Annotated in this window: 26 protein-coding genes and 1 tRNA gene; 13 read left to right on the forward strand and 14 right to left on the reverse strand. The window is 62.6% G+C overall.

Going from position 1 to position 22579, the window contains the following annotated elements:
• Nucleotides 1–2152, reverse strand: a 2152-nt coding sequence (locus L338_RS00005) for a DUF4175 family protein (RefSeq protein ID WP_152485755.1), incomplete at its 3' end; no start/stop codon positions are given.
• Nucleotides 2153–2191: 39 nt separating this feature from the next.
• A complete protein-coding gene (locus L338_RS00010; protein WP_022696301.1) occupies nucleotides 2192–2470 on the reverse strand; it encodes a hypothetical protein in 279 nt (92 codons plus the stop codon).
• Nucleotides 2471–2546: 76 nt separating this feature from the next.
• On the opposite strand from L338_RS00010, the gene L338_RS00015 reads away from it, so the two are divergent.
• Together L338_RS00015 and L338_RS00020 are read left to right on the forward strand one after the other, a co-directional pair.
• Nucleotides 2547–3149, forward strand: coding sequence for a TlpA family protein disulfide reductase (locus L338_RS00015; RefSeq protein WP_022696302.1), 603 nt, complete (start codon nucleotides 2547–2549; stop codon nucleotides 3147–3149).
• A gap of 68 nt (nucleotides 3150–3217) precedes the next feature.
• Nucleotides 3218–4468 carry a DUF819 family protein gene (locus tag L338_RS00020; protein WP_022696303.1) on the forward strand — a complete coding sequence of 417 codons (1251 nt, stop codon included), beginning with the start codon at nucleotides 3218–3220 and terminating at the stop codon, nucleotides 4466–4468.
• 13 nt (nucleotides 4469–4481) lie between these two features.
• Here the strand turns inward: L338_RS00020 and L338_RS00025 are convergent, their stop codons facing one another.
• The 6 genes from L338_RS00025 to L338_RS00050 all read right to left on the reverse strand — a co-directional run bounded on the left by L338_RS00025 (nucleotide 4482) and on the right by L338_RS00050 (nucleotide 11040).
• Nucleotides 4482–6731 (reverse strand): VWA domain-containing protein, encoded by a 2250-nt coding sequence (locus tag L338_RS00025; RefSeq protein WP_022696304.1) that lies wholly within the window; start codon nucleotides 6729–6731, stop codon nucleotides 4482–4484.
• A 155-nt stretch (nucleotides 6732–6886) separates the two neighbouring features.
• Nucleotides 6887–7840: an electron transfer flavoprotein subunit alpha/FixB family protein gene (locus L338_RS00030; protein ID WP_022696305.1), complete on the reverse strand. Its 954-nt coding sequence runs from the start codon at nucleotides 7838–7840 to the stop codon at nucleotides 6887–6889.
• Nucleotides 7840–8589, reverse strand: coding sequence for an electron transfer flavoprotein subunit beta/FixA family protein (locus tag L338_RS00035; RefSeq protein ID WP_022696306.1), 750 nt, complete (start codon nucleotides 8587–8589; stop codon nucleotides 7840–7842). The genes L338_RS00030 and L338_RS00035 overlap by 1 nt, the downstream gene beginning before the upstream one ends.
• 131 nt (nucleotides 8590–8720) lie before the next feature.
• Nucleotides 8721–9671 carry an MBL fold metallo-hydrolase gene (locus tag L338_RS00040; protein WP_027068123.1) on the reverse strand — a complete coding sequence of 317 codons (951 nt, stop codon included), beginning with the start codon at nucleotides 9669–9671 and terminating at the stop codon, nucleotides 8721–8723.
• Between the two features lie 118 nt (nucleotides 9672–9789).
• The gene (locus L338_RS00045) at nucleotides 9790–10380 is read right to left on the reverse strand and encodes a YceI family protein (protein WP_161624583.1); all 591 of its coding nucleotides are present in this window, start codon (nucleotides 10378–10380) and stop codon (nucleotides 9790–9792) included.
• 96 nt (nucleotides 10381–10476) lie between these two features.
• The gene (locus tag L338_RS00050) at nucleotides 10477–11040 is read right to left on the reverse strand and encodes a cob(I)yrinic acid a,c-diamide adenosyltransferase (protein WP_022696309.1); all 564 of its coding nucleotides are present in this window, start codon (nucleotides 11038–11040) and stop codon (nucleotides 10477–10479) included.
• Between the two features lie 45 nt (nucleotides 11041–11085).
• On the opposite strand from L338_RS00050, the gene L338_RS00055 reads away from it, so the two are divergent.
• The gene (locus L338_RS00055; RefSeq protein WP_022696310.1) at nucleotides 11086–12210 is read left to right on the forward strand and encodes a serine hydrolase domain-containing protein; all 1125 of its coding nucleotides are present in this window, start codon (nucleotides 11086–11088) and stop codon (nucleotides 12208–12210) included.
• Here the strand turns inward: L338_RS00055 and L338_RS00060 are convergent.
• Together L338_RS00060 and L338_RS00065 are read right to left on the reverse strand one after the other, a co-directional pair.
• On the reverse strand, nucleotides 12207–12410 hold the full coding sequence (locus L338_RS00060) for a twin transmembrane helix small protein (RefSeq protein WP_022696311.1): 204 nt from the start codon (nucleotides 12408–12410) through the stop codon (nucleotides 12207–12209). The two genes, L338_RS00055 and L338_RS00060, sit on opposite strands and share 4 nt — an antisense overlap.
• A gap of 54 nt (nucleotides 12411–12464) precedes the next feature.
• The gene (locus tag L338_RS00065; RefSeq protein WP_022696312.1) at nucleotides 12465–13520 is read right to left on the reverse strand and encodes an aromatic ring-hydroxylating oxygenase subunit alpha; all 1056 of its coding nucleotides are present in this window, start codon (nucleotides 13518–13520) and stop codon (nucleotides 12465–12467) included.
• Between the two features lie 118 nt (nucleotides 13521–13638).
• On the opposite strand from L338_RS00065, the gene L338_RS00070 reads away from it, so the two are divergent.
• A complete protein-coding gene (locus tag L338_RS00070; protein ID WP_152485756.1) occupies nucleotides 13639–14187 on the forward strand; it encodes a membrane lipoprotein lipid attachment site-containing protein in 549 nt (182 codons plus the stop codon).
• A 4-nt stretch (nucleotides 14188–14191) separates the two neighbouring features.
• Here the strand turns inward: L338_RS00070 and gluQRS are convergent, their stop codons facing one another.
• Entirely contained in the window at nucleotides 14192–15049 is an 858-nt protein-coding gene (gene gluQRS / locus L338_RS00075; RefSeq protein WP_022696314.1) for a tRNA glutamyl-Q(34) synthetase GluQRS, read from the reverse strand.
• A 70-nt stretch (nucleotides 15050–15119) separates the two neighbouring features.
• Here gluQRS and L338_RS00080 point away from each other — a divergent pair, with 70 nt between their 5' ends.
• Nucleotides 15120–15818 (forward strand): alpha/beta hydrolase, encoded by a 699-nt coding sequence (locus L338_RS00080; protein ID WP_022696315.1) that lies wholly within the window; start codon nucleotides 15120–15122, stop codon nucleotides 15816–15818.
• 136 nt (nucleotides 15819–15954) lie between these two features.
• The gene (locus tag L338_RS00085) at nucleotides 15955–16515 is read left to right on the forward strand and encodes an HNH endonuclease (protein ID WP_027068124.1); all 561 of its coding nucleotides are present in this window, start codon (nucleotides 15955–15957) and stop codon (nucleotides 16513–16515) included.
• 9 nt (nucleotides 16516–16524) lie between these two features.
• Here the strand turns inward: L338_RS00085 and L338_RS00090 are convergent, their stop codons facing one another.
• The 3 genes from L338_RS00090 to L338_RS00100 all read right to left on the reverse strand — a co-directional run bounded on the left by L338_RS00090 (nucleotide 16525) and on the right by L338_RS00100 (nucleotide 18292).
• On the reverse strand, nucleotides 16525–17097 hold the full coding sequence (locus L338_RS00090; RefSeq protein WP_022696317.1) for a demethoxyubiquinone hydroxylase family protein: 573 nt from the start codon (nucleotides 17095–17097) through the stop codon (nucleotides 16525–16527).
• On the reverse strand, nucleotides 17090–17611 hold the full coding sequence (locus L338_RS00095; RefSeq protein ID WP_022696318.1) for a disulfide bond formation protein B: 522 nt from the start codon (nucleotides 17609–17611) through the stop codon (nucleotides 17090–17092). Before L338_RS00095 ends, L338_RS00090 begins: the two co-directional genes overlap by 8 nt.
• A 69-nt stretch (nucleotides 17612–17680) precedes the next feature.
• Nucleotides 17681–18292: an exopolysaccharide biosynthesis protein gene (locus L338_RS00100; protein WP_022696319.1), complete on the reverse strand. Its 612-nt coding sequence runs from the start codon at nucleotides 18290–18292 to the stop codon at nucleotides 17681–17683.
• A gap of 327 nt (nucleotides 18293–18619) precedes the next feature.
• Between L338_RS00100 and L338_RS17745 the strand changes: the two genes are divergently transcribed.
• The 7 genes from L338_RS17745 to L338_RS17190 all read left to right on the forward strand — a co-directional run bounded on the left by L338_RS17745 (nucleotide 18620) and on the right by L338_RS17190 (nucleotide 22569).
• Nucleotides 18620–18898 carry a hypothetical protein gene (locus tag L338_RS17745; protein WP_022696320.1) on the forward strand — a complete coding sequence of 93 codons (279 nt, stop codon included), beginning with the start codon at nucleotides 18620–18622 and terminating at the stop codon, nucleotides 18896–18898.
• On the forward strand, nucleotides 18898–19794 hold the full coding sequence (locus L338_RS00105) for a tyrosine-type recombinase/integrase (protein WP_206740757.1): 897 nt from the start codon (nucleotides 18898–18900) through the stop codon (nucleotides 19792–19794). Before L338_RS17745 ends, L338_RS00105 begins: the two co-directional genes overlap by 1 nt.
• Before the next feature lie 61 nt (nucleotides 19795–19855).
• A tRNA-Leu gene (locus L338_RS00110) sits at nucleotides 19856–19941 on the forward strand.
• A gap of 381 nt (nucleotides 19942–20322) precedes the next feature.
• On the forward strand, nucleotides 20323–20841 hold the full coding sequence (locus L338_RS00115) for an antirestriction protein ArdA (protein ID WP_022696321.1): 519 nt from the start codon (nucleotides 20323–20325) through the stop codon (nucleotides 20839–20841).
• 734 nt (nucleotides 20842–21575) lie between these two features.
• Complete coding sequence (locus L338_RS17180) at nucleotides 21576–21818, forward strand: hypothetical protein (RefSeq protein WP_152485757.1); 243 nt, start codon at nucleotides 21576–21578, stop codon at nucleotides 21816–21818.
• Between the two features lie 137 nt (nucleotides 21819–21955).
• Nucleotides 21956–22366 carry a hypothetical protein gene (locus L338_RS17185; RefSeq protein ID WP_152485758.1) on the forward strand — a complete coding sequence of 137 codons (411 nt, stop codon included), beginning with the start codon at nucleotides 21956–21958 and terminating at the stop codon, nucleotides 22364–22366.
• Nucleotides 22366–22569 (forward strand): hypothetical protein, encoded by a 204-nt coding sequence (locus tag L338_RS17190; RefSeq protein WP_152485759.1) that lies wholly within the window; start codon nucleotides 22366–22368, stop codon nucleotides 22567–22569. Before L338_RS17185 ends, L338_RS17190 begins: the two co-directional genes overlap by 1 nt.
• Nucleotides 22570–22579 lie beyond the last annotated feature (10 nt).

Here is a 22579-nt window from a genome sequence, read left to right on the forward strand (position 1 = left end):
GACGCTCGGCCAGCGCGGAATTGGGCGCGGCTCCGGCGCCGGGCTGCTCGCCTTCCTCCTCGCCCGCGCCGTCCTCGCCCGGCTCCATCATCTCGGGCGGGAGCGGATTGAGCCCGGGCTGGCCGGGCATGGGTTGCGGTTGCTGGCGATTTTCCTGCTGTTCGCCATACTCCCGCAGGGTTTCGTCCATGACGCCGCGCTCATCGCCAATCATGTCGCCAAGCTCTTCAAGGGCTTCGAGGTCGCGCTGCTGCTGCTCGCTCATCTCGCCTTCGCCCTGACCGCCGCCGCCCATGGCGAGCTGCATCTGCATGTTCCGAAGCATTTCGCCCAGCGCCTGCAGCGCGGCGGAAGCATCGCCCGTGGCGCCCAGCTCGGCGGACTCGCGGATGGCGTCCAGCATTTCCTGAATGTCGGTGGACTGCATCGCTTCGCTGGCCTGACCGGCTTCGGCGAAGCGGCCATTCTCCATGGCGTTCTGGGCCAGCGCCTGCATGTAGCGGTCGACGGCCTGCTGATACGCCTCGAAAAGCTGCATCAGTTCGCTCATCTCCGCGCCGCGGGCCATCGCCTCCATCAGGGCGCGCTCGGCGGCGCGCAGCGCCTCTTCCGCGTCGGCCAGATCGCCAGTCTCGGCCCGCAGCGCGATGCGCCAGAGTTCGGGCGGCAGGCTGGAGACTTCATCCATGCCGCGGGAGAGTTTCAGGCGCTGACGCACCTGTGCGAGGCCGAGAAACACCGCGTAATCGCTGAAATAGTCCTCGCCGCCATAGGTGACGGCCTGAAGCATGTCGGCCACGCGGCGCACGTCGCGCGGGGCGCGTTCGATGCGGCGTTCGGGCATGTCGTTTGCGAACAGGGACGGCTCGCCCGGCTTGCCCTTGGGCGGCATGGGGGCGTAGTCGCGCGTTTCGTTCAGCAGGATGGAGCGTTGCTCGACAATGGCCTTGGCCAGCGGGTCGATGAAGACGCGCTCTGGCAGGCGGGTGACCAGCCAGTCGCTGTAGCCGGTCTGGTCCGCCCCGTCGGTCACGGCCACGCGCAGACGCACCTGCCGGCCCGCCCAGCGGTGGCCCGTCAGGTCGATCTCCACCGGGCCTTCATAGGTTTTGGTCGGGCTGGCGAACATGTCCAGATCGGCTTCGTCCACCTGCCGCGTATCGGCGGCCAGGGCGAAGATCAGGGCGGCGCCGGTCATGCCGTGATCGTCGCTGGCCTTGATCGCCAGTTTCAGCGCCCCGCTGGCGGTCGCCTCCGGCGCGGCGGTCATGCCGGCCTGCGGAGCTTCGTCGGGCAGGGCGGCGATGCGCCAGACACGGCCCCCGGCGCGAATTTCCGCGTCTTCGGTGATGATGGTCCGCGTCTCGAAGACGCCGGTCTCGATCTGTTCGGGCTCCAGACGCTGTGTTCCGGTATCGCTTTCCACCATGACGCGCGGGGCGCGGCGGGCGGCGGAGGCGCGCAGGGTAAATTCGGACCCGGCGGGGGCCTTGATCGCGCGGCCGTTTTCGCCGGAGGTCAGGAAAATGGGCGCCATGCCCGTATAGGCGGGCGGGTCAAGCCAGGCGTCGATGACGGCCCCTGCGCCGGCCTTGATTTCGAGGCGTGGCGCGAAGGCGGTCTGCAGCCGCGGCGCGGCGCGGTCCCCGGCGATGCCGGCGGCGACCAGAAGAGCGGCCAGCACGGCAAAGCGCAATGCGTATGGGTCGGACGCCGCCAGCGCGGCGCGCGGACGCCGGCCGCGCGCCTGACGCGTCATGGCCTTCAGGCGGGCCTGATGCGCCGTCCACAGGCCGTTCTCGCCCAGCGCGGCGCGGTCCTCCAGCCCTTCGAGCGGCCGGGCCTGGAACGCGGAATCGTCCTCCACGCGCCGCCGGGCCACGGTCTCGGTCACCGGGACGGCTCTGCGCCAGGCGCGAATCGTCAACAGGACAGCCAGGATAAGCGTGATAGCCAGCGCGATGGCGCGCCAGGGATCGCCGGTGGCGTCCCACAGTCCGAACAGGGCCAGCGCCGCATATGCGCCCAGCGCGGCGGCGGGCGGCCACAGCACGGGCGCCCAACGCTCCCACCTGAGAGCGAAGCGCGCCTGCGACAAGGCGCGGCGGAGCGGATCGGACCGGCCGAACATGGTCAGGAATCTAGCACGCAAGGCTGCGTCTTCGCCGCCCCGGCCTGCATTACGTTTTCGTTAGCCGTCGTTGTCAGGCGCGGCGTCGCCGTCCGCCTCGTCATCAAAGCGGGGATCGGATTCGGCTTCCTCGTCCTCGAAGGCTTCGGTCTCGAAGTCCGGGGACAACGGGTCGCCGAACGTGTCGCGTCCGCGCGTATCCTTCTCATAGGGCTCGGGAAGGGGCGGGGCCGTGCGGTCTTTCTCGCCCCACGTCGGCTCGGGCGTCTGCAGGCCGCCGCGCACGCCACAGGCGGCCAGCGCCGGCAGGAGAGCCAGGATGAGGATGATGCGAGCCATAATGTCCTCGTGCGTTTTGCGCGCCTATCTGTCATGAGACCTATAGAGGCAAGCGATATGGGCGCAAGTAAGACTTATGAGACTCCGGGCTTCAAACATCTTTCTCAGCGCGGTTGCGGCCGCCTTTCTGCTGGCGGGATGCGGCGGCGAAGCGCCTGCAAATGCGGGCGATGCGCGCGCCGCGGCGGTCCAGAAGGCCGCCACCGGCGAAATGGCGGCGTTCCAGCTGGCCGAGGCCGGGGCGCGTATCCCCGATATGGATGTGAACGGGCCGGATGGCGCGGCGAATCCCGTCGCCGACGATCTGGCGGAGGTGACGCTGGTCAATCTCTGGGCGACATGGTGCGCGCCCTGCGTCATCGAAATGCCGGCGCTGAACGCGCTGCAGGACTCTTATGACCCGCAACAATTCCGCGTGGTCCCGATCAGCCTCGACCAGACGCCGGAGAAGGCGCAGGCCTTTTATGAGAAAAGCGGGCTGGACGCGCTGGTCTTCCGCCATGATCCGGGCTTCGAGAGCGCCTCGCTGTTTAAGGCGCCGGGCCTGCCGATCAGCGTGCTTTATGACGCCGAGGGCAATGAAATCGGCCGCATCAACGGCCCCGCCGAATGGGACACGGACGAGGCCCGCGCCCTGATCGACGCGGCGCTGGCGGCGGAGCCGGACGAGGGCGCCTGAGTCTTGCGCCGGGTTGCTCCACGCACCCGTTTCAGCCCTAATGCCTGAAACATGACGGGGGGGAGCGCATGACGCCGATGATTTCCAACGACGCCATCATTTTCGGCATTCTGGCCGCGATTCTGGGGGGCGTGTTCCTGACCGCCGCCTCGGAGAATACCGGCTGGAAGCGTTTCTACCGGATATTTCCGCCGCTCCTGCTTTGTTATTTTCTGCCCTCGCTTTTGACCACGTTCGGGCTGGTCGATCCGGAGGAATCCAATCTCTATTTCGCGGCCTCGCGCTATCTGCTGCCGGCGGCGCTGGTGCTGCTGACGGCCAGCGCGGACCTGCCGGCGACGATTTCTCTGGGCCCCAAGGCGCTGATCATGTTCTTCACCGGCACGCTGGGCGTGATGATCGGCGGGCCGGTGGCGCTGTTGCTGACCAGTTTCGTCGCGCCGGACCTTGTCTCAGGGCAGGGGCCGGATGCGGTGTGGCGCGGCATGACGACCGTGGCGGGCAGCTGGATCGGCGGATCCGCCAACCAGACGGCGATGTACGAGATTTTCGATGTCGGCGGCGACATCTTCTCGGTCTGGATCGCGGTGGACATCATCGTTGCCAATATCTGGCTGGCCGTCCTGCTCTGGATCGCGGCCAACCAGAAACAGGCCGATGCGGTGCTGAAAGCCGACCGCAGCGCCGTGGACCGGGTGCGCGACCGGGCGGAGGCCTATGAGGCCGAGCACGCGCGCATCCCCGAGCTGCGCCACCTGATCTATATTCTCGCCATCGGTTTTGGCGCGACGGGCATTGCCCATGTTCTGGGCGATCTGTTGTCCGGCTTCTTCGGGGAGCGGTTCCCCAATCTCGACCAGCTGAGCCTGAACAGCCAGTTCTTCTGGCTGATCCTGATCGCCACGGCCATCGGTGTGGGCTTGAGCTTTACGCGCGTGCGCAAATTACAGGGCGCGGGCGCGATGAAAGTGGGGTCGGTCTTCATCTATGTTCTGGTGACCACGGTGGGTCTGAACATGAATGTCGCCGCGCTGCTGGAAACCCCGGCCTATTTCGCCATCGGGGCGGTGTGGATCCTGATCCACGCGGCGCTGCTGATCGGGGTCGCTTTCCTGATCAAGGCGCCCAGCTTCTTCATGGCGGTGGGCAGCCAGGCCAATGTCGGCGGCGCGGCCAGCGCCCCGGTCGTGGCCGCGGCCTTCCACCCGTCGCTCGCGCCCGTAGGCGCGCTGCTGGCCGTGCTGGGCTATATCATCGGCACGCTAGGCGCGTGGTTTACGGGCCTGGTGATGATGCAGATCGCGGCGGGGGCGGGTTGAACCCGCCCCGCGGCTATTCCTCCGCCTCGCTGACCGTGATGGCGGTCCGGGCCAGGATGGTTTTCGACTGGTCAAGAATGTAACGGATTTCGTATTCGCCCGGCTCATCCGGCATATCCAGCATCAAGGGGGAGCCGCGCCGCGTGCGGGTATAGCTCTCATAGTGGCGCCCCTCGGCGTCCTGCCGGGCGATGGTGATATAATCATTGTTGTAATCCGGGCCTGTCCACTCGACCTCGGTCTCGCCGCCCGCCGGCGCCGATTCCGGCGCAGTGACAGTTCCGTCAACGGGCGTGGTCCGGACTGTTCCTCGGGCCAGCGCCGTGTTGGACTGGTCAAGAATATAGCGGATTTCATACTCGCCCGGCTCATCAGGCAGTTTCACCGCCAGAGGATTACCCTGCCGCGTGCGGGTATAACTTTCATAGTTTCGATCCTCGGCGTCCGGCCGGGCGACCGTGAGGTAGTCGTTATTGTAATCCGGCCCGGTCCATTCAACTTCAAGGTCCGATCCCGCCGGGGCTGTGTCCGGGAAAGAGAGCGTGGCCTCTACCGCCGTTGTCTGGATGGCGGCGCGCGCCAGAACGGTGTTTGACTGGTCCAGGACATAGCGGATTTCATACTTGCCCGGCGTGTCCGGCAGGCGGAGAGATAGCGGGTTGCCCTGCCGGGTGCGGGTATAGTTTTCATATTGACGGTCTTCGGCGTCCGGCTGCGCGACCGTGATATAGTCATTATCGTAATCCGGCCCGGTCCATTCCACTTCAAGCGCTGATCCCGCCGGCGCGGTCTCCGGCACGTTGATCGCCGCCTCTACGCCGCGGGTGGATATGGCCTGACGGGCCAGCACGGTGTCCGACTGGTCCACGACATAACGGATTTCATAGTCGCCCGGCTCATCCGGCAGCTTCACCTCAAGCGGATTGCCTTGCCGGGTACGGGTATAATTTTCGTACTCGCGGTCTTCGGCATCCGGTTTGGCGACAGTGATGTAATCATTGTCATAATCGGGGCCGGTCCATTCCACCCGGACGGTCGCCCCGGCGTCGGCGGTTTCCGGCGCGCTGATGGTTGCTTCCACCGGCTGGGCGGTGATGGCGGCGCGGGCCAGAACATCGCGGTTCTTGTCCAGCACGTAGCGCAATTCATATTCGCCCGGTTCATCGGGAAGCGTCACCGCCAGCGGATTGCCCTGCCGGGTGCGGGTGTAGCCGTCATATTCGTCATCGTCCGCATCGGCGCGGGCGACGGAGATATAGTCGTTATCCTCGTCCGGCCCGGTCCACGCTACGCGGACATCCGAGCCCGCAGGCGCGGTTTCCGGCGCGTCCAGCGTGGCTTCCACCGCAACGACGATCGGCAAGGTGGCGGCGCCGCCGTTTGGACCAGCGTTGATCTCTCCGGTTGCGCCCGCCCCGTCGGAAACGCGCTCCACGCGGACATCATGGATGCCTTTGGGAATTTCGGCCTCCACGCGGCCGGTTTCTTCGGATTCGAACAGGACGTCTCCGCTCGCACCGTGGGTGACTGTCCAAAGCAGACCTTCGGTGATGACGGGGCCGCCGTCCTGGTCCGTCGCCTGAAGCTGGACCTTAACGTTGGCGGGCGGTTCGGGCGCGGCGGCGCTGACTTCCACAAGGGCCTCGGTCAGCTCCTCGGCGTTGGCGGCGGTCATGAAGCGGCCGCCGGTATTCTCCGCCAGACAACGCAATTGCTGTTCCGCTTCCGCGCCAGCGGAGCCGAGATCGAAGCCGACGACATGGGCGGTAAAGTCCACCCCCGTCTTTTCCAGCGCCTCGGCGACGGCACAGGGGTCGGCGTTACAGGTTTCCTCCCCGTCGGACACCAGGATCACCGTGGCCTTGTCTTCAGTAAATTTCAGATCACCCGCAGCCTTTTCGACGGCGGCTGAAAGCGGCGTCTTGCCTTTCGGATTGAGCGACTGCACGGCGGTGCGGATAGCCTCCCGCTCCGCGCCGATTCCGGCCAGGGTTTCGATGTCGCCGCAATCGCCCTTCCGGTTATGGCCGTATGCGACAAGGCCAAGGCGGCGTTCGGCGGGCAGGCTGTCCAGCAAGCCGGAAATTACTTCGCGGGCGATGACAATTTTCGGCTCGCCGTCAATCTGTCCCCACATGGAGCCCGAGGCGTCCAGAACCAGGATCGCGTCTCCGTTTTCCGGCGTGGCGCCGCTTTCATCCTGCGCAATGGCGTGCGTGGCGGTGACGGCCGCAAGGCCGGAAAGAAGGATAGAGCGGACCATGTTTGCGAGCCTCCCCAGACTGACTTGGTTCTGGCTCTGTCCTATCGGAAAGACGCTCGCCTATGAAGGGTAACGCGCCAATTTCCGGTTGTGCGGTAAAGAAAAAAGCCCGGAGCGTCGCCCCGGGCTTTCTTGCTCAATCTGAAAAGAACCGCCTAGCCGGCCTTGTAGCCCAGCTTGTCGATTTCTTCCTCGAACTTGGGAAGCGCGTCGAACAGGTCCGCGACCAGGCCGTAATCGGCGACCTGGAAGATCGGGGCTTCCTCGTCCTTGTTGATGGCCACGATGGTCTTGGAGTCCTTCATGCCCGCCAGATGCTGGATCGCGCCGGAGATGCCGACCGCGATATAGAGATCCGGGGCGACGACCTTGCCGGTCTGGCCGACCTGGTACTCGTTCGGGACGAAGCCTGCATCCACGGCGGCGCGGGAGGCGCCGACCGCGGCGCCGAGGCGGTCCGCGATGGAATCCAGCATGTGGAAGTTCTCGCCATTGCCCATGCCGCGGCCGCCGGAAATGACGATCTTGGCGGCGGCAAGCTCCGGACGATCGGAGTCGGACAGCTCTTCGCCGACGAACTGGGACTTCAGGTCGCCCAGATCGACGGACAGCTCTTCCACCTCGGCCGCGCCGCCCTGTGCGTTTGCGGCCTGGAAGGTGGTGGGACGGACCGTGACGACCTTTTTCGCATCGCCGGATTTCACCGTCATCATGGCGTTGCCCGCATAGATCGGGCGCACGAACGTATCGGCGTCTTCCACGGCGGTAACGTCGGACAGCTGCATCACGTCCAGCTTGGCCGCGACGCGCGGGGCGAAGTTCTTGCCGACCGTGGTGGCCGGGGCGACCATGGCGTCATACTCGTCCATCAGGGGCACGATCACCGCTTCCATGGCCTCGGCCAGGAAGTGCTCCAGCGCCGGGTCCTTGGCGCAGCGCACCTTGCGCACGCCCTCGATCTTGGCGGCGGCCTCGGCCACCGATCCGCAATCGTTGCCGGCGCAGAGAATGTCGATATCCCCGCCAATCGCCTGCGCCGCGGTGACGGCCTTCAGCGTGGCTTCGTTCAGCTCTTCATTGTCGTGTTCAGCGACGACCAGGACAGCCATTACAGAACCCCCGCTTCGTTTTTCAGCTTGGAGACAAGTTCCTCGACGGACTCGACGATTTCGCCGGCTTCGCGCTTGGGCGGCTCGGTGACCTTCACCACCTGCAGGCGCGGGGCGATGTCGACGCCGTAATCGTCGGGCACCTTCATGTCGATCGGCTTGCGCTTGGCCTTCATGATGTTGGGCAGGGAGGCGTAGCGCGGCTCGTTCAGGCGCAAATCCGTGGTGACGATGGCCGGCAGGTTGATCTTGATCGTCTGCAGGCCGCCATCGACCTCGCGCGTTACATTGGCCGCGCCGTCGGCGATCTCCACCTTGGAGGCGAACGTGCCTTGCGGCCAGCCGAGCAGGGCGCCCAGCATCTGGCCGGTGGCGTTGGCGTCGTCGTCAATGGCCTGCTTGCCCAGCACGACCATGTCCGGCGATTCTTCCTCGACCACCTTGGCGAGCAGCTTGGCGACGCCCAGCGGCTCCACCGTTTCGTCGGTCTTGATCAGGATGCCGCGGTCGGCGCCCATGGCCAGCGCGGTGCGGATCGTCTCCTGCGCCTTTTCCGGGCCGATGGAGACCACGACGATCTCTTCCGCCTTTCCGTCTTCCTTCAGGCGAACCGCTTCCTCGACGGAAATTTCGTCGAACGGGTTCATCGACATCTTCACATTGGAAAGATCGACCCCGGACTGATCCGGTTTCACACGCGCTTTCACGTTGTAGTCGAGCACCCGTTTAACGGGGACGAGTATCTTCATGACGTCTCCGGCGTTGTTAAATCTCGGCTTTGAATTGGGCCGATGAATAATGAAATTCAATGCTGCATCGCAATACAGCGGTCGGGCGGAACGTAGCGGGGCGTTGGAGCTGAATCAACGCGGCAACGGGATCAGAGGCAGATTTCGCCGCCCTCATCGGCCACATCCATGCCCGCGGCGCGAATAAACGCCCGCTCGGGCGAGTCGGGGTCGAGCGCGGGATTGGTGTGATTCAGATGGATGAAGCGGACTTTCTGCCGCTCTTCCTCCGGCAGGGGCGAGAATCGTTCGACCGAGACCGTGATGAAGGGATGGGGAAATCCGCTCATGTCGCGGCCGGGTATCTCGCCCCTGGCGAAAAACGTGCCATCGAGCAAGGCCACGTCATGGGCGGCGATCTGGTCCTCGATACGGATTTCCTTCGCGTCCCAGTCGGCCCATGAATCGATATCCGGAATAAACAGGACGGACCGGTCCGGCCCGGCGATGCTGTAACCGGCGACTTCGGAATATTCCTGGCGGTGGGGAACCAGAAAGGGCGTGACCGTCAGGTCGGCCGCCAGTTCCACCGCTTCGCCGGCGGTCATCACGTTCAGTGCAATATTTTCATAGCGGACCAGCTGACCCCACGGCCCGTTCTCGCGCAGGAAACCGGCCATGCGGGGCAGGGCGTGAACCGGGACGCCCTCCGCCCCGGCCGATTCATGGCCGAGCAGGGCGAGGCCCGTATAGTGGCCGATATGGGCATGGGTGAGAAAAATACCGTCCACGCCGGGCGCGGCCGCAACGGGGTGGCGCTCGTCCAGACGCTGGAGCTGCGCCTTGATGTCGGGCGTGGCCTCGAACAGCCAGCGGGCGGCCGCGCCGCCGCCGCGCGTGTCCACCAGGGCGAGGGACGTCGCCAGCCTGCGCAAATCCGGATTGGTCCAGGCCGGGTCGTCCGGGTTGGCGATCTGCGGTTTGCCGCCATCCTGTCCCGCGCCCAGCACCATCAGGGAAACCGCGCATGTCTCTTTTTCCGCCAGAGCGGGCGCGGCCAGTAAAAGGCCGGACAGGCAGGCGATCACAAAGCGCAGCGTCAAGACGGTCATCCCCGGGCGGATATCAGGAAGCCGCATGTTTCATGCGGCGGGCCTGAAAAGCAATGCGCCGCCCCGGACGGACCGGGACGGCGCATGCAAAGCGGACGGGCGGGGAGGATTATTCCTCTTCCGCGTCCGGATCGTCCTTCACCAGTTCGGTGGAGATGATGACTTTCACGTCATCAGCGGCGTAATTCTCGCCATAGCCAAGGCCCCATTCGGAGCGGCTGAGCGTGGTCCAGGCCTTGAAGCCGGTGCGGGCGTTTTCGCCCTCGCCGAACGTGTCCAGCAGCTTGACGTCGAAGGTGACCGGCGCGGTCTTGTCCTTGATGGTCAGATCGCCGGTCAGCTCCGCGGTGTCGTCGCCGGTGCGGGTGACGCTGGTGGAGGTGAAGCTGGCGCTGGGCCAGGTCTCGGCAGTGAAGAAGTCGTCGGATTGCAGGTGGTCGGTGAAGCCGTCAATGCCTGTCCAGAGGCCGGTCAGCGGCAGGGTGACGTTGACCGAGGAATTCTCGATATTCTCGGCGTCATACATCAGCTCCGCGTCCCAGTCCGTGAAATAGAAGGTCAGCGGCGCGCCGGCGGCATGCGCCCAGTCGACCGAGATCTGGGTGTGGTTGGGGTCGAAATAGAGCTGTTCGGCGTCCGCATTGGCGGCCACGGGCGCGGCGGCGAAGGCCACAAGAGCGGTCATGAAAGCGGTTTTCATCGAGATCTCCGAATGTGAGCAGGGGTTCATATCCAGCACAGGAGATATGACGTCACAGCGCGGCTTCAATGCCGCCCCGATCACATTTTTGCGAAATCAGCGATTGGCGCCGGGCGTCCACGTCACATCGGAGGCCCCGTCATCATTGGCGCGGCGGGCGGCGACAAACAGCAGGTCGGAAAGCCGGTTGAGATATCGGATGGCCTCCGGATTGACCGTCTCGCCCGCTTCGCCAAGCGCGATGGCGCGGCGTTCGGCGCGGCGCGTAATGGCGCGCGCCACGTGCAGCCGCGCGGCGCTTTCGCTGCCGCCGGGCAGGACAAAACTTTCCAGAGGGGCCTGCCGCGCGTTCATTTCGTCGATTTCGCGCTCCAGCCGGTCCACCTGCGCGGCGATCACGGTCAGCCCGCCTTCCATGGGTTCGGGCGTGGCCAGGTCCGCGCCCAGATCGAACATGTCGTTCTGGATGCGCTCCAGCGTCTGGCCGAGCCAGACATCGCCGTCCAGCGCGGCGCGGGCCAGACCGATGGCGGAGTTCGCCTCGTCCACCGCGCCATAGGCCTCCACGCGGGCGGAGGATTTGGAAACGCTCTGCCCCGTAGCCAGCCGGGTCTCGCCTGCATCGCCGGTCTTGGTGTAAATCTTGTTCAGCTTCACCATGGCTGCGACAGCTATAGACCGCGACGCCCACGCTCAAGGAATTTGATGATGAAAGCGCTTATTACGGCCCTCGGCCTGATCCTCCTTTTCTTTGCTCCTGCCGCCGCTGCGCCCACGGCTGCCGAACTCCAGTCCATACTGGATACAGCACGGGAAGAGGCGGGCGCGCCCGGCATGGCGCTGGCGGTATGGACGGACGGAGGAGTCGCCGCGGAAGTCGTGTCCGGAGAGCGGGCGGCGAAAACCGGCATCGCGGTTGAGAAAGGCGATCCCTGGCATCTCGGCTCCAACACCAAGGCGATGACGGCGGTTCTTGCCGCGCGCCTTATGGAACAGGGCCGGCTGGAGCGGGACCTGACGATCGGCGAGGCGCTGGGCGGCATCGCGCCGGACATGAACCCGGCTTACGGCGATATCACGTTCGCGGAGCTGTTCACGCATCGCTCCGGCCTTCCGGCCAATGGCGGAATGGGGCTGCTGCTTGGCCAGAAGGGCACGGATGAAAGCCGCGACGCCCGCGCAGACCGGATCGAATATGCGCAAACGGTTCTCGCGAAAGAACCCTCGGAACAGGGGGCGTTCCTGTATTCCAACGCCGGTTACATCGTGGCCGCCGCGATGATCGAGGAAACGCTGGACGCCGACTATGACGCGCTGATGCGGGAAGAGGTCTTCGGTCCGCTGGGTCTGGATAGCGCAGGCTTTGGCCCGCCGGGATCGATGGACGAGATCGATACGCCGCGCGGTCACAAGAAGCGCCTTGTCTTTTTCGGCGGCCCGTCGCCGGCCGCGCCGGATTCCACGGCCGACAATCCCCCCGCCACGTCGCCGGCGGGCCGCGCCCATATGAACCTGGCCGATTACCTGACCTTTGTCGGCGACCAGATGGCCTGTGGCCGCGGGGCCGAGAGCCGGCTGATTTCAGCCGAGAGCTGTGACTGGCTGCAAACGCCGAACGGCGACTATGCGATGGGGTGGGGCGTGTCGAATGACGGCCGCCTGTCTCACGCCGGCTCCAACACCATGTGGTTCGTCCGCGTCTATGCCTGGCCCGAAAAGGACTTTGCCGTCGTCGCCGCTGCAAATGACGGGCGGATTGATGAGATCAGCCCGGTGGTCGCGGCCCTGCTGGACGGAGCAGCGGAAAGCTACGGCGTGACCGCCGACTAGCCGCCCGCCTGCTTCTTGTACCAGAAGGCGATGACAAGGATCAGGATCGCCACCGCCTGCAGCACCACGCGCAGGCGCATCAGCTTGTTGGAGTTGGAGCGCGCATACTGACCGCCCCGCATCAGCGAATAGATGCCGAAGCCGAGCGTGATCGTGACAGCGCCCAGCGCGATGAAAAGCAGGATGTCGAAGAACGTCATGGAACTGACCTAGTCTGAATTGATCGGGCCGCCAACGCGGCAATCGGGCGCTGCCTAGCTGCGCCAGCGCAACGTGGTTTCTTTCACGGGATTGACGAAGCCGCGGCCTTCCTCGCGGCTGGCCGTCCATTCGCGTTTCAGTTGGTGATACCATTTCGCCTGCATGTCGGCGTCGTCGATCAGCATCAGGTTGGGGCCGAACTTCAGGCCTTCCTGCTGCAAATCCACCATGGCGCGGTCCTGATTCAGGAACGCGCGCACGAAGGGGCGCATCAGCGGACGGATCGCGCTGAACAGCGGGATATCCCAGAAGAAGACCTGTGTGACCTCGGTCGTGTCCTCGTCCACCGGGGTGACGGCGGTGAAGCCCAGCACGGTATGCTTTTCGTTGCGGATCGTCTCGAACCGGACGCCGGGAAGGCGGAACTCGATCTCGGTCGTCGGCGCGCCGCCCAGCAGCTTGTAGGCGAAGGAATTGGAGGACGGCTTGTGCCGCTCCATCGCGAAGCCGTGAGGGCGCGGCCCGAAGACTTTCTGTTTCTCATGCATCGAGCCCTCGGTCCGCCACCACCACTGGCGGTGGACGTAAGGCCCGTGCGCCGGGTCCATCAGGCCGACGACCGCGTGATCGACATGGCAGGCAAAGACCGCCTTTTCGACCATGCGCGGCTGGCTGAGTTCGGCGGGCAGGGGCGGCGGGCCGTCCTGCGGCTCGCTGGGCCGGCGCCAGTCGGCGGGAATATAGATCCAGATCAGGCCGTTCTGTTCGGTCAGCGGATAGCGCCCCGCGCGGATGCGGGTCGTCTCCATCGCCTGATCGGCGGTGAGGGAGGGGATCGCCGCGCAGGCGCCGCTATCGGCCCGGAAGCGCCAGCCATGATAGGGGCACTCCACGGTCGCCGCGCCCCCGGCGGCCGCGTCATCCTCCACGATGCGCCCGGCGGAAAGCGGCGCGGCGCGGTGCGGGCAGATATCGCGCAGGGCGAACGCATCTCCGCCCTGCGTGCGGCCCAGCATCACCGGTTCGCCCGCCAGCATCTTGCGCTGCAGCGACCCCGGTTTGATGTCGCGCGCCGGGCAGGCGAAGTACCAGATATCCTTCAACAGCATGGCCGCAGCCTATAGCGGCGGCGCGGGCTGCGCGGAAGGGGCGCGGCGCCAAAAAATGGCCGCGAATCCCGGTGAAGCCTCGACGTCAGCCGCAACGCAAGGCATTGTGTTCATCAACATGAAAAGACTGATTTTTTGCCTGACCGCGATGCTGGCGGTTGCGGCCTGTCAGGAACGGGTCGAGACCACGCCAGCCGAGGTCACCGCCCAGATTCGCGAATTTGCCGCAGAGCAATGCGGCGTGCCCTCCGACCAGCCCAATTTCCAGCCGGGCTATCTGGAGGTGATCGATCTTTCGCACGACAAGCGGCCGGATTTCGTGGTGGATTACGCCGCCATACGATGCGGCGGCGAAACGTCCCTGCTGTGCGAGGGCGATGGCTGCCGGCGGGAAATCTATGTCTCGGACGGGCGCGGCGGATATGGCCTGGCCTATGGCCGTACGGCGCGCGGGTTCGAGCTGGACCTGGAACAGGCGCCGCCCGTGATTACCGCGACTCTGGCGGGGGAGGCCTGCCGCAAGGCGCCGGGCGTTCAGCCCTCCTCGCCCACCCCGGTGTGCGAGAAACGGTTCGTGTTCGACCCGATCCAGCTGGTTTTCATCGAAAAGCCGCGCGGCGGCCAGGCGACCGAAAAGCCGGCCGGGCCAACCCCGCCGGAAGACTGATCCGCTAAAGGCCCATCCTGGCTATTGCATCTTCGGCTGTGAATCCGGCGTTTCGCATCGCCTGAAGCGTCATCGACCCGCGCCGCTTGGCCAGACGTTCGCCGGTTTCGTCGGCCAGCAGACGGTGATGGCGGTAAACCGGGACGGGCCAGTCCATGACCGCCTGTATCAGGCGGTGCAGATGGGTCACTTCGTACAGATCCTGCCCCCGCACGACATGGCTCACGCCCTGCAGCGCGTCGTCATGCGTACAGGCCAGATGATAGGAGGTGGCGACATCCTTGCGCGCCAGCACGGCGTCGCCCAGACGTTCCGGCTCTGCGCGTAGCTCGCCGGTTTCCCCGGCCGGGCCGGTTCCTTCCTCGAAGAAGCTCAGGCGCGCGAAATCGGCGCCCAGCAGGTCGCGGCATGCGGACAGGGAAATGCGCCAGGCATAGGCCTCGCCCGAGGCGATGCGGGCCTCTTCCTCATCCGCGCTCATGGGCGTTTCCGGCCCGGTATAGACTTCCGCCGGCCCGTGCGGCGCGCGGTCAATTTCCTCCATGATTTCGCGGCGGGTCTTGAAGCAGCGATACATCACGCCCTTCGCGGTCATCGCCTCCAGCGCGGCGGCATAGTCGGCGAAATGATCGCTCTGGCGGCGAACCGGCTGTTCCCAGTCCAGCCCCAGCCAGGCGAGGTCTTCCAAAATGGCGGTTTCGTATTCCGGCTTGCAGCGGGTGAGGTCGATATCCTCGATCCGCAACAGGAACCGTCCGCCCGCGGCGTCCGCCGCGCGCCGCGCCTGAAAAGCGGAAAACGCATGGCCCAGATGCAGATGGCCGGTCGGGGAGGGGGCGAAGCGTGTGATGAAATCAGTCATGGCAAGCTGTGTGACATTGCGCCATCGCGCGCCGCTTGCAAGGCGCCGCGCGCGCCGCTAGCCATGAAGCATGACAATTGACGGCCCCCGCGTCGCCCCCAAATCCGGCGGCGATCCCAAGCAACTCGTAATTTTCATCCATGGCTACGGCGCCAATGGTCAGGACCTGATCGGTCTGGCCGAGCCGCTGGGGCAGGTCCTGCCCGATGCGCAGTTCGTCTCGCCCGACGCGCCGGAAGAGGTGCCGGGCTATCCGGCCGGGCGCCAGTGGTTCCCCCTGACCCGGCTGTCGCAGGACGAGCTGGCGGACGGGGTGCGCAAGGCCGGCCCGGTGCTGGACCAGTTCATCACGGAAGAACTGGAGCGTTATTCCCTGACCGCGGACAAGCTGGCGCTGGTCGGTTTCAGCCAGGGCACGATGATGGCGCTGCATGTCGGGCTGCGCCGGGATCCGGGACCGGCCGCGATTGTCGGTTTCTCCGGCGCGCTGGCCGCGCCGGAAACGCTGGTTGATGAGTTCAAGAGCAAGGTTCCGGTGCTGCTGGCGCATGGCGAGGCGGACCCGGTGGTGCCGCATCAGGCGCTGGACGCCGCGGCGCAGGCGCTGCAGCAGGCGGGCCTGTCCGTGCTGTGCCACAAGACGCCGGGCCTGCAGCACGCCATTGCGCCGGAAGGCTTCCAGATCGCGGCCGGATTCCTGCGCCAGGCCTTTGACGGATCGCTGGATGTTCCGCCCGGCGCGCACATGGTGCAGCCCGCCCCGGCATAACGTCATGGCCACGTCACAGAAGTCAGGCTAAAGATATCCACAGGTTGCCCGGTGATTCTGCCGCGCAGCCGGTGAAAGCGGGAGGTTTCGTCTTCAGGACGCCGGACGCCGACACATCTCCGAAGGGAGAAATCCGATGCGGGTGGTGACCCATCCCCCGCAAGGGTGGCCTTGCTTGGTTCTGAACGCGGACTTCCAGCCGCTCAGCTATTATCCCTTATCGTTGTGGCCGTGGCAGGAAGCCGTGAAGGCTGTCTTCCTGCAACGCGTTCAGATCGTTCAGGAATACGATCACAAGATCCATTCCCCGTCTTTCGAAATGAATTTGCCCAGCGTGATCGCGCTGAAGGATTTCATTCCTCAGGACCGCCCGCCGGCCTTTACCCGGTTCAACGTCTTCCTGCGCGACAGTTTCGCCTGCGTCTATTGCGGCGATTCGGACGACCTGACTTTCGATCACGTGGTGCCGCGCCGGCAGGGCGGGCGCACGACATGGGCGAACATCGTCGCGGCCTGCGCGCCCTGTAACCTCAAGAAGGGCGGGCGCACCCCGCGGGAGGCGCATATGTCGCTTAACCGCAAGCCGGACCGGCCCTCCATGCACCAGCTACAGGCGCAGGGGCGGAAATTCCCGCCGAACCACCTGCATGAAAGCTGGATGGACTATCTCTACTGGGATGTGGAGCTGCAGCCCTAGGCTCGCCGCTCAGACCTTTTTCGTGATCCCGATGGCCAGCTTGCAGCCCGTCTTGATGGCGTGGGAGAGCAGGGCATAGCCCGGCGCTTCCTTGGCGCCTTCCTCGACGGCCAGATCGCGGTGCTCCAGCTCTTCTTCGCGGAACTTCGTGAAGGCGGCTTTCAGCTCCGGCTCCTCGTCCGCCGCGTCCAGTTCGTCAATCTGGTGCTGGTAGTGTTTCTCGATCACGTCCTCCACCGCCTCGGTGCAGGCGTGCGCGGCCTTTTCGCCCATCAGGGCGGTGACCGCGCCCAGCGTGAAGCCCGCGGCCTCCCACAGCGGGGCCATGGCGGTAGGGCGCACGCGGCGCTCGGCGATCAGCTTGTCGAACGCGTCCAGATGGCCCTGTTCCTGCGCCGCCATCTCCTCGATCTGGCGGGAGATACGGCCCGTCTTCGGCGAGCGCGAGAACACGGCCTGCTGGCCGCGATAGATGGCCACGGCGCCGTATTCCCCGGCGTGATCGACGCGGATCATCTCTTCGACGCGCTTCTTCAGCCCGGACTGGCCGGGCGCTCTGGGCATGGGCTTGGGATCAGGCATGGGCGTTCCGTGTCACGGTTTCGATGCGGAAGACGGCAAGCACGCTCAAGCCCAGAAGGGCGAGCGAGATCAGGGCGTTGAACCCGGCCATGGAAATACCCATCAGGCTCCACGGCGCCTCCGAACAGGAGGGCGCGTCGGACGGGCCTTCCAGCGCGGCCAGGATGTCCGCCCCCGAAACGGCGCCGCCGCCAACGGCGGAGCACGCCGCCGGTCCCGGCCAGAAGCCGTACTCGACCCCGGCGTGATAGCCCGCGACCATGAAGGAGGTCAGGAAGACCGCGGCCAGCGCCACATTGGTCAGGCTGATGACCCGCCGGTCCGGCCAGCGCCAGATGGCGATCAGGCCCGCCGCCGCAACCGCCAGCGCCGCCCAGTGGATTTCACGCTGGCGCAGGCAGAGCAGGCACGGATCATAACCCATCGCCTCGAACACATGCGCGCCGATCAGCAACAGCGCGCTGACGGAAAAAGCGATAACAGGCCAGAATTCAGGTCGGCTCAAACGGTCCATGGCGCAGAGACTAGTGCGCGCTTGCCTTAAACGGAATGGGTGCGTGACACCGCGCCGCGCCCCGGCGGCTCAGGCGCGCACCATCGCGATCAGGCTGTAGATCAGCGCCGGGCCGCCAATCAGCAGCAGCGCGATCCATGCCGCACCCAGCAGCAGGCCGGCCAGAATCAGAAGCCCGTCCCGCGTCAGAAGCCCCAGAGAGGCGACCGCCACGCCAATGCCCGGCGTGGTGTTGGTCAGCGGCAGAGGCACTAGGACGGAGGCGCAGAACGCCACGAAAAAAACGCCGATCACGCGCTCCGCCGGGCCGCTGGACAGGAACAGCAGGCGCGGCGCGGCAAGTCTTTCGATCCAGCCAAACCATTTACGGCCGCCTTCCGCCATGTGCGTCAGACTGGCCTTGTCCATGCGCCGCTGGCGGAATTTTTCCGGCAGCCACGGCTCGGGCCGGCCCGCCGCCATCTGCGCGGCCAGCGCCATCATGGGCAGGGCGACCAGTTGCGGTATGACGTAGAGAAAGGGGATGCAGACCGGCAGGGCCAGCGAAAACAGGATTACGCCGAAAGCGCGCTCGCCCAGGCTTTCAATAAACTCGCCCAGCGTCAGCCCGTCTTCAGGCGCGCGCTCCGCGATGACTTGCAGGGTGGCGATCAGGCCGCGCGACGGGGCTGTTTCGGTCATGATTTATCGGCTCCGGCGATTTGCCGGGCTGATTATCCGGTTTCGCGGGCCGCGTCCATTGATTGACCCTGCGCCGCCAGCCGGTATTTAAGCGGGGAAATTTTGTACCGGGCCCGGATGGCGGAATTGGTAGACGCAGCGGACTCAAAATCATTCAAAATCATGATAATTCACCTTCATAAAAAACACAAAACTCAATAAAAACATATAGATATATTAATTTACGGGTCTTAATAGAAGCTTAAATTTCCTTACGCATCTCTTACACACTTCTTGCATTTTTTCGCAACATGTTCTATCATTGTTCTAATGACGGAACAGCACGACATGTTTGGGGGAAAACTCCATCTTTATAAGCGGCCCAATAGCCGCTTTTGGCAGTGCTCAGCCTATCTCAAAGGGAAAAATCGCCGAAAGAGCACCAAAGAGAAAAGTCTCGCGCGCGCCAAAGATGTTGCAGAAGATTGGTATATTGATCTTCGCGGCCGCGCTCGTGAGGGGCGGTTAAAAAACGAAAAACATTTCGCGAAGCGGCGGAAAAATTTCGCCGTGAATATGAGGTCATCACTGAAGGGCAGCGCAGTGAAAAATACGTCGAAGGCGTAATGGCGCGATTGGATAATTACCTAATCCCATTCTTTGGTGATAAGGGGCTGTCGGAGGTGACACCCGGACTGGTTCAGGATTACCGCGTCCACCGGCAAACCCATTCAGTTCCTCGACATAATCAAAAAGAACCGGAAGAGCCTCGCCGGCCTGCGGTTAGCACTTTGAAGCAAGAAATCATTGCCCTGCGGCAGGTTCTAAAAACTGCTGTCCGGCACGGGTGGCTCGATCGGTTGCCAGATCTTTCAACTCCCTATCGCACCAATGTCAAAATTGCGCACCGAGCATGGTTCTCTCCCGAGGAATATCGCCAGCTCTATGAGGCAACCCGAAGAAGGGCCAAAAAGCCTCTTCGCAAGAGCCATCGATGGGCGGCTGAGCAATTGCACGACTACGTTCTGTTTATGGCGAACACCGGGTTGCGCCCGGACGAGGCAAATCAGCTTCAATATCGTGATGTGGAGATTGTTGAAGACGAGAGCACCGAGGAAACTATTTTATTGATCGCCGTACGTGGTAAACGCGGCGTGGGATATTGCAAAAGTATGCCCGGCGCTGTTCCGCCTTTTGAGCGCCTTCAAAAGAGAAATGAACCCGATCCGGGAGATTTGGTTTTTCCAACCAATCAATACACTGTTTTTAATAATGTCCTGAAGGAAGAAAATCTGAAATTCGACCGGCAGGGGCAATCTCGAACGGCTTACTCATTACGACATACCTATATCTGCTTAAGGCTCATGGAGGGTGCGGACGTTTACCAAGTGGCCAAAAATTGCAGAACTAGTGTCGAGATGATTGAAAAATACTACGCATCACATATCGCGAATAGCATTGACGCGGCAGCAGTTAACGTCAGAAAAACAGTAAAAACAAAAGAAAAATATAAAAATACTTGAAATTTATTTGCCGTCATGCGAGCTTGCGGCTATAGTCTTCCAATGCCAATAAATGGCTCAAGCGGGTGTGGCGGAACAGGTAGACGCGCGGGTCTCAAAAACCCGTTCCCTCGTGGAGTGCCGGTTCGATTCCGGCCACCCGCACCACAACTCTTATAATTTATTCTAGTATAAGGCGCGGCGAGCACCCGCCTAAGCCGGTCCAGTCCAGCCCGTGGCGATCAAGGACTGGATGGTTCTAATTGTCCGAGATCGGTGCTTGAGATCCGTGATCGAACCACAAGCGCCAAGTTCGGACCTTTAAAAAGAAAACGCCAGAGGTCCCGTGGACTCCTCTGACAATCTCTTCCTTTAATTTCTTAGGGCTTCGCCCTCAGCGCGCTTCGCAAAAAATAGACGGTCTCCCGAGGCTCATTCGCCTTGCGGCTCCACTGCGCCCGCCATCGATTTTTCTCTCCGCTTGCACACCCATCCTCGACCGGAAGCAGGGGTTCATGTGCAACCCGAACCCCAAGGAGGGATTTAAAAATGAAATCGAAAAAAGGAGACATCAGAATCTATGTGGCCTGTCTGGCCGCTTACAATAACGGCATCTTGCATGGCGCGTGGATTGACGCCGATCAGGACGCGGACGCTATCCGCGAGGAGATTCAAGCCATGCTTACTACGTCACCTATAACCGAAGCCGAAGAATACGCCATTCACGATTATGAGGGCTTCGAGGGAGCCTCCATCAGTGAATATGAAGGCATCAATGAGGTGACCGAGATCGCCGCTTTTGTTGCCGAGCATGACAAGCTGGGCGGTGCCTTGCTGGCATATTTTTCAGACATGGACGACGCAAAAGAAGCGATTGAAGACCGCTATGCGGGCGAGTATCGCAGCGTCGCCGACTTTGCCGAAGAGCTGACCGAGCAAACCGTCACCATCCCCGAAAGCCTGCAATTCTATATCGATTATGAGCGCATGGCCCGCGATATGGAGATCAACGATATTCTCGCCATCGAAACCGGTTTCGAGGAAGTCCATATCTTCTGGAATTCATGACCCCCCAGGCGAAAAGCCGGAGCTACGGCTCCGGCTTTCTAGCTTCGCGAACAGACCGAAGTCGCGCGCGACGAAGCGCGGTGCTGACTTGATGCATGATCACGGCGCACCGTGTTCGCGTCTCGCTCGCCGGCGGAAGAGCGGCGAGCTCGGCTTGCAGGGTTGCGTAGAGTTCCAACAAATCCGCTTCGCTTAATTCCGCCAAGTCTGACTCTGTGATGTGATTGGGCATTGCTCTTTCCTCCTTATCTGACGAGCCCCGCCGATTGGGGCTCTCGTGACGAAGAGGAGGGACTTGCACCGGTTCAGTCGAAGCGCACCCATTTAAGGGCCGCAACGCCAGTGGAGGAGAACGGACGGCGCGCCGGACGCCTTGCGCTCCAACATGACTGTCCTGTGCGATAACCGATGGCTGACACGAGAGGCCGTATCAGGCTGGCACGATAGATCGGGGACAGGATGGCCAATGCCAGCCTCAAGTCAGACGGTAACGAGGCGGAGCGATTTGAGCGTCTCTGGTCTTTGAAACGGGTCTCGACCCAATTTCGTATGAGTGGACCTCACGCGACATGCGTCTTCTAATCGATCAAGCTGCCATGGCCCGCATGCGCTTCAAGGGAAATGCGGTTCGTGGCTCCTATTTGCCCTTGAATCTCTGCTCTCTCACCATGGACGGGCGCTTCTCATAAGCCGCAGCGGTTGCGGCGAACCACTCAAAAATGAGGAGCGATCCCATGAGAAATTCAAAGACTCAAAAAAACCAAACTCAATCCGAAACCAATGCTGGGCGTCCACCGGCCTTTCGGGTCATCGGCAATGTCCGGCCGGATGATCAAAAGCCCTACTGGCACGAATTCGGCGCCCTCTGGACGCGCCGCGATGATCAACCCGGTTACGTGCTCAAACTGCACGCTCTGCCCTTCGATCCGGCCATGCCGCTCTTGATCGTTCCCACTGACCCTAAACAGGGTGACTAACTCGCCTTTGAATGAGTGCCCGATCTTGAGGTCGGGCACTCGCTGTCATTTCACATTTTTTCTTGTGGGACATTGATAAGTTGCAAGAGGCCGATTTACACTGGAGCATTCTAGTCGCACATCTGCGGTAATTAGCTATGTCAAGTGAAGAAGAACAAATACAAAAAGTTGCAGAAGCCGTTGCTGTTGAGCAAGAATTAATCAGGCAACATGAGGAGCGATTGGATTCTTTTCAAAAAAATATTGAACAAAGCGAAGATAATATTTATAGTAAATTGAAAGAATTGGTTACTAATATAAAGGGGTGGAGGAATTTTATGGCTCAAAATTTTAATTCTTTAAAGTTAGGCGGATTGAAAAGAGAGAAAAAATTAGATGAAATATTATCTACATTATCAGAATTGAAGGAGTTCAATAAAAAATCTCTGTCTCGTTTTGACAAAATTGATGACTCGATTTTAGAGTCAAAAATAGAATTATTGAAAAGTGTGCAGTCAGAATCTAAATCGATTAAAGCGCGGGTGCGGAAGTTAGAGAATAATGACTGATGGCGAAACCATATAACAAATCACAATTCGAAAAAAACCTCACTGTTTCAGATGACGGCGAGAAGCTTTATTGGAATGGCCGGTCTATTCTTATTCGCCCTACCGGCTTAGCATGGGCTGGTGCTTTGGCCGCTCTATTCACATCGCTGGCAGCTTTAGTAGCTTCGATTGTAACCACCATTGCCTTTTTCTCGGGGAATTAGCGGCCTTAAG

Source organism: Euryhalocaulis caribicus, assembly GCF_000412185.1.
GTDB lineage: Bacteria > Pseudomonadota > Alphaproteobacteria > Caulobacterales > Maricaulaceae > Euryhalocaulis > Euryhalocaulis caribicus.

Excerpts from the sequence above, each read along its gene's own strand:
- L338_RS00060 (WP_022696311.1), bottom strand. The coding sequence starts at position 12,410 with ATGACGTTCTTCGACATCCTGCTTTTCATCGCGCTGGGCGCTGTCACG.
- L338_RS00010 (WP_022696301.1), bottom strand. The coding sequence starts at position 2,470 with ATGGCTCGCATCATCCTCATCCTGGCTCTCCTGCCGGCGCTGGCCGCC.
- L338_RS00035 (WP_022696306.1), bottom strand. The coding sequence starts at position 8,589 with ATGAAGATACTCGTCCCCGTTAAACGGGTGCTCGACTACAACGTGAAA.
- L338_RS00020 (WP_022696303.1), top strand. The coding sequence starts at position 3,218 with ATGACGCCGATGATTTCCAACGACGCCATCATTTTCGGCATTCTGGCC.
- L338_RS00055 (WP_022696310.1), top strand. The coding sequence starts at position 11,086 with ATGATGAAAGCGCTTATTACGGCCCTCGGCCTGATCCTCCTTTTCTTT.
- L338_RS00065 (WP_022696312.1), bottom strand. The coding sequence starts at position 13,520 with ATGCTGTTGAAGGATATCTGGTACTTCGCCTGCCCGGCGCGCGACATC.
- L338_RS00100 (WP_022696319.1), bottom strand. The coding sequence starts at position 18,292 with ATGACCGAAACAGCCCCGTCGCGCGGCCTGATCGCCACCCTGCAAGTC.
- L338_RS17745 (WP_022696320.1), top strand. The coding sequence starts at position 18,620 with ATGTTTGGGGGAAAACTCCATCTTTATAAGCGGCCCAATAGCCGCTTT.
- L338_RS17190 (WP_152485759.1), top strand. The coding sequence starts at position 22,366 with ATGGCGAAACCATATAACAAATCACAATTCGAAAAAAACCTCACTGTT.
- L338_RS00105 (WP_206740757.1), top strand. The coding sequence starts at position 18,898 with ATGGCGCGATTGGATAATTACCTAATCCCATTCTTTGGTGATAAGGGG.
- L338_RS00030 (WP_022696305.1), bottom strand. The coding sequence starts at position 7,840 with ATGGCTGTCCTGGTCGTCGCTGAACACGACAATGAAGAGCTGAACGAA.
- L338_RS00070 (WP_152485756.1), top strand. The coding sequence starts at position 13,639 with ATGAAAAGACTGATTTTTTGCCTGACCGCGATGCTGGCGGTTGCGGCC.
- L338_RS17180 (WP_152485757.1), top strand. The coding sequence starts at position 21,576 with ATGAGAAATTCAAAGACTCAAAAAAACCAAACTCAATCCGAAACCAAT.
- L338_RS00045 (WP_161624583.1), bottom strand. The coding sequence starts at position 10,380 with ATGAAAACCGCTTTCATGACCGCTCTTGTGGCCTTCGCCGCCGCGCCC.
- gluQRS (WP_022696314.1), bottom strand. The coding sequence starts at position 15,049 with ATGACTGATTTCATCACACGCTTCGCCCCCTCCCCGACCGGCCATCTG.
- L338_RS00025 (WP_022696304.1), bottom strand. The coding sequence starts at position 6,731 with ATGGTCCGCTCTATCCTTCTTTCCGGCCTTGCGGCCGTCACCGCCACG.
- L338_RS00015 (WP_022696302.1), top strand. The coding sequence starts at position 2,547 with ATGAGACTCCGGGCTTCAAACATCTTTCTCAGCGCGGTTGCGGCCGCC.
- L338_RS00115 (WP_022696321.1), top strand. The coding sequence starts at position 20,323 with ATGAAATCGAAAAAAGGAGACATCAGAATCTATGTGGCCTGTCTGGCC.
- L338_RS00095 (WP_022696318.1), bottom strand. The coding sequence starts at position 17,611 with ATGGACCGTTTGAGCCGACCTGAATTCTGGCCTGTTATCGCTTTTTCC.
- L338_RS00090 (WP_022696317.1), bottom strand. The coding sequence starts at position 17,097 with ATGCCTGATCCCAAGCCCATGCCCAGAGCGCCCGGCCAGTCCGGGCTG.
- L338_RS17185 (WP_152485758.1), top strand. The coding sequence starts at position 21,956 with ATGTCAAGTGAAGAAGAACAAATACAAAAAGTTGCAGAAGCCGTTGCT.
- L338_RS00080 (WP_022696315.1), top strand. The coding sequence starts at position 15,120 with ATGACAATTGACGGCCCCCGCGTCGCCCCCAAATCCGGCGGCGATCCC.
- L338_RS00085 (WP_027068124.1), top strand. The coding sequence starts at position 15,955 with ATGCGGGTGGTGACCCATCCCCCGCAAGGGTGGCCTTGCTTGGTTCTG.
- L338_RS00050 (WP_022696309.1), bottom strand. The coding sequence starts at position 11,040 with ATGGTGAAGCTGAACAAGATTTACACCAAGACCGGCGATGCAGGCGAG.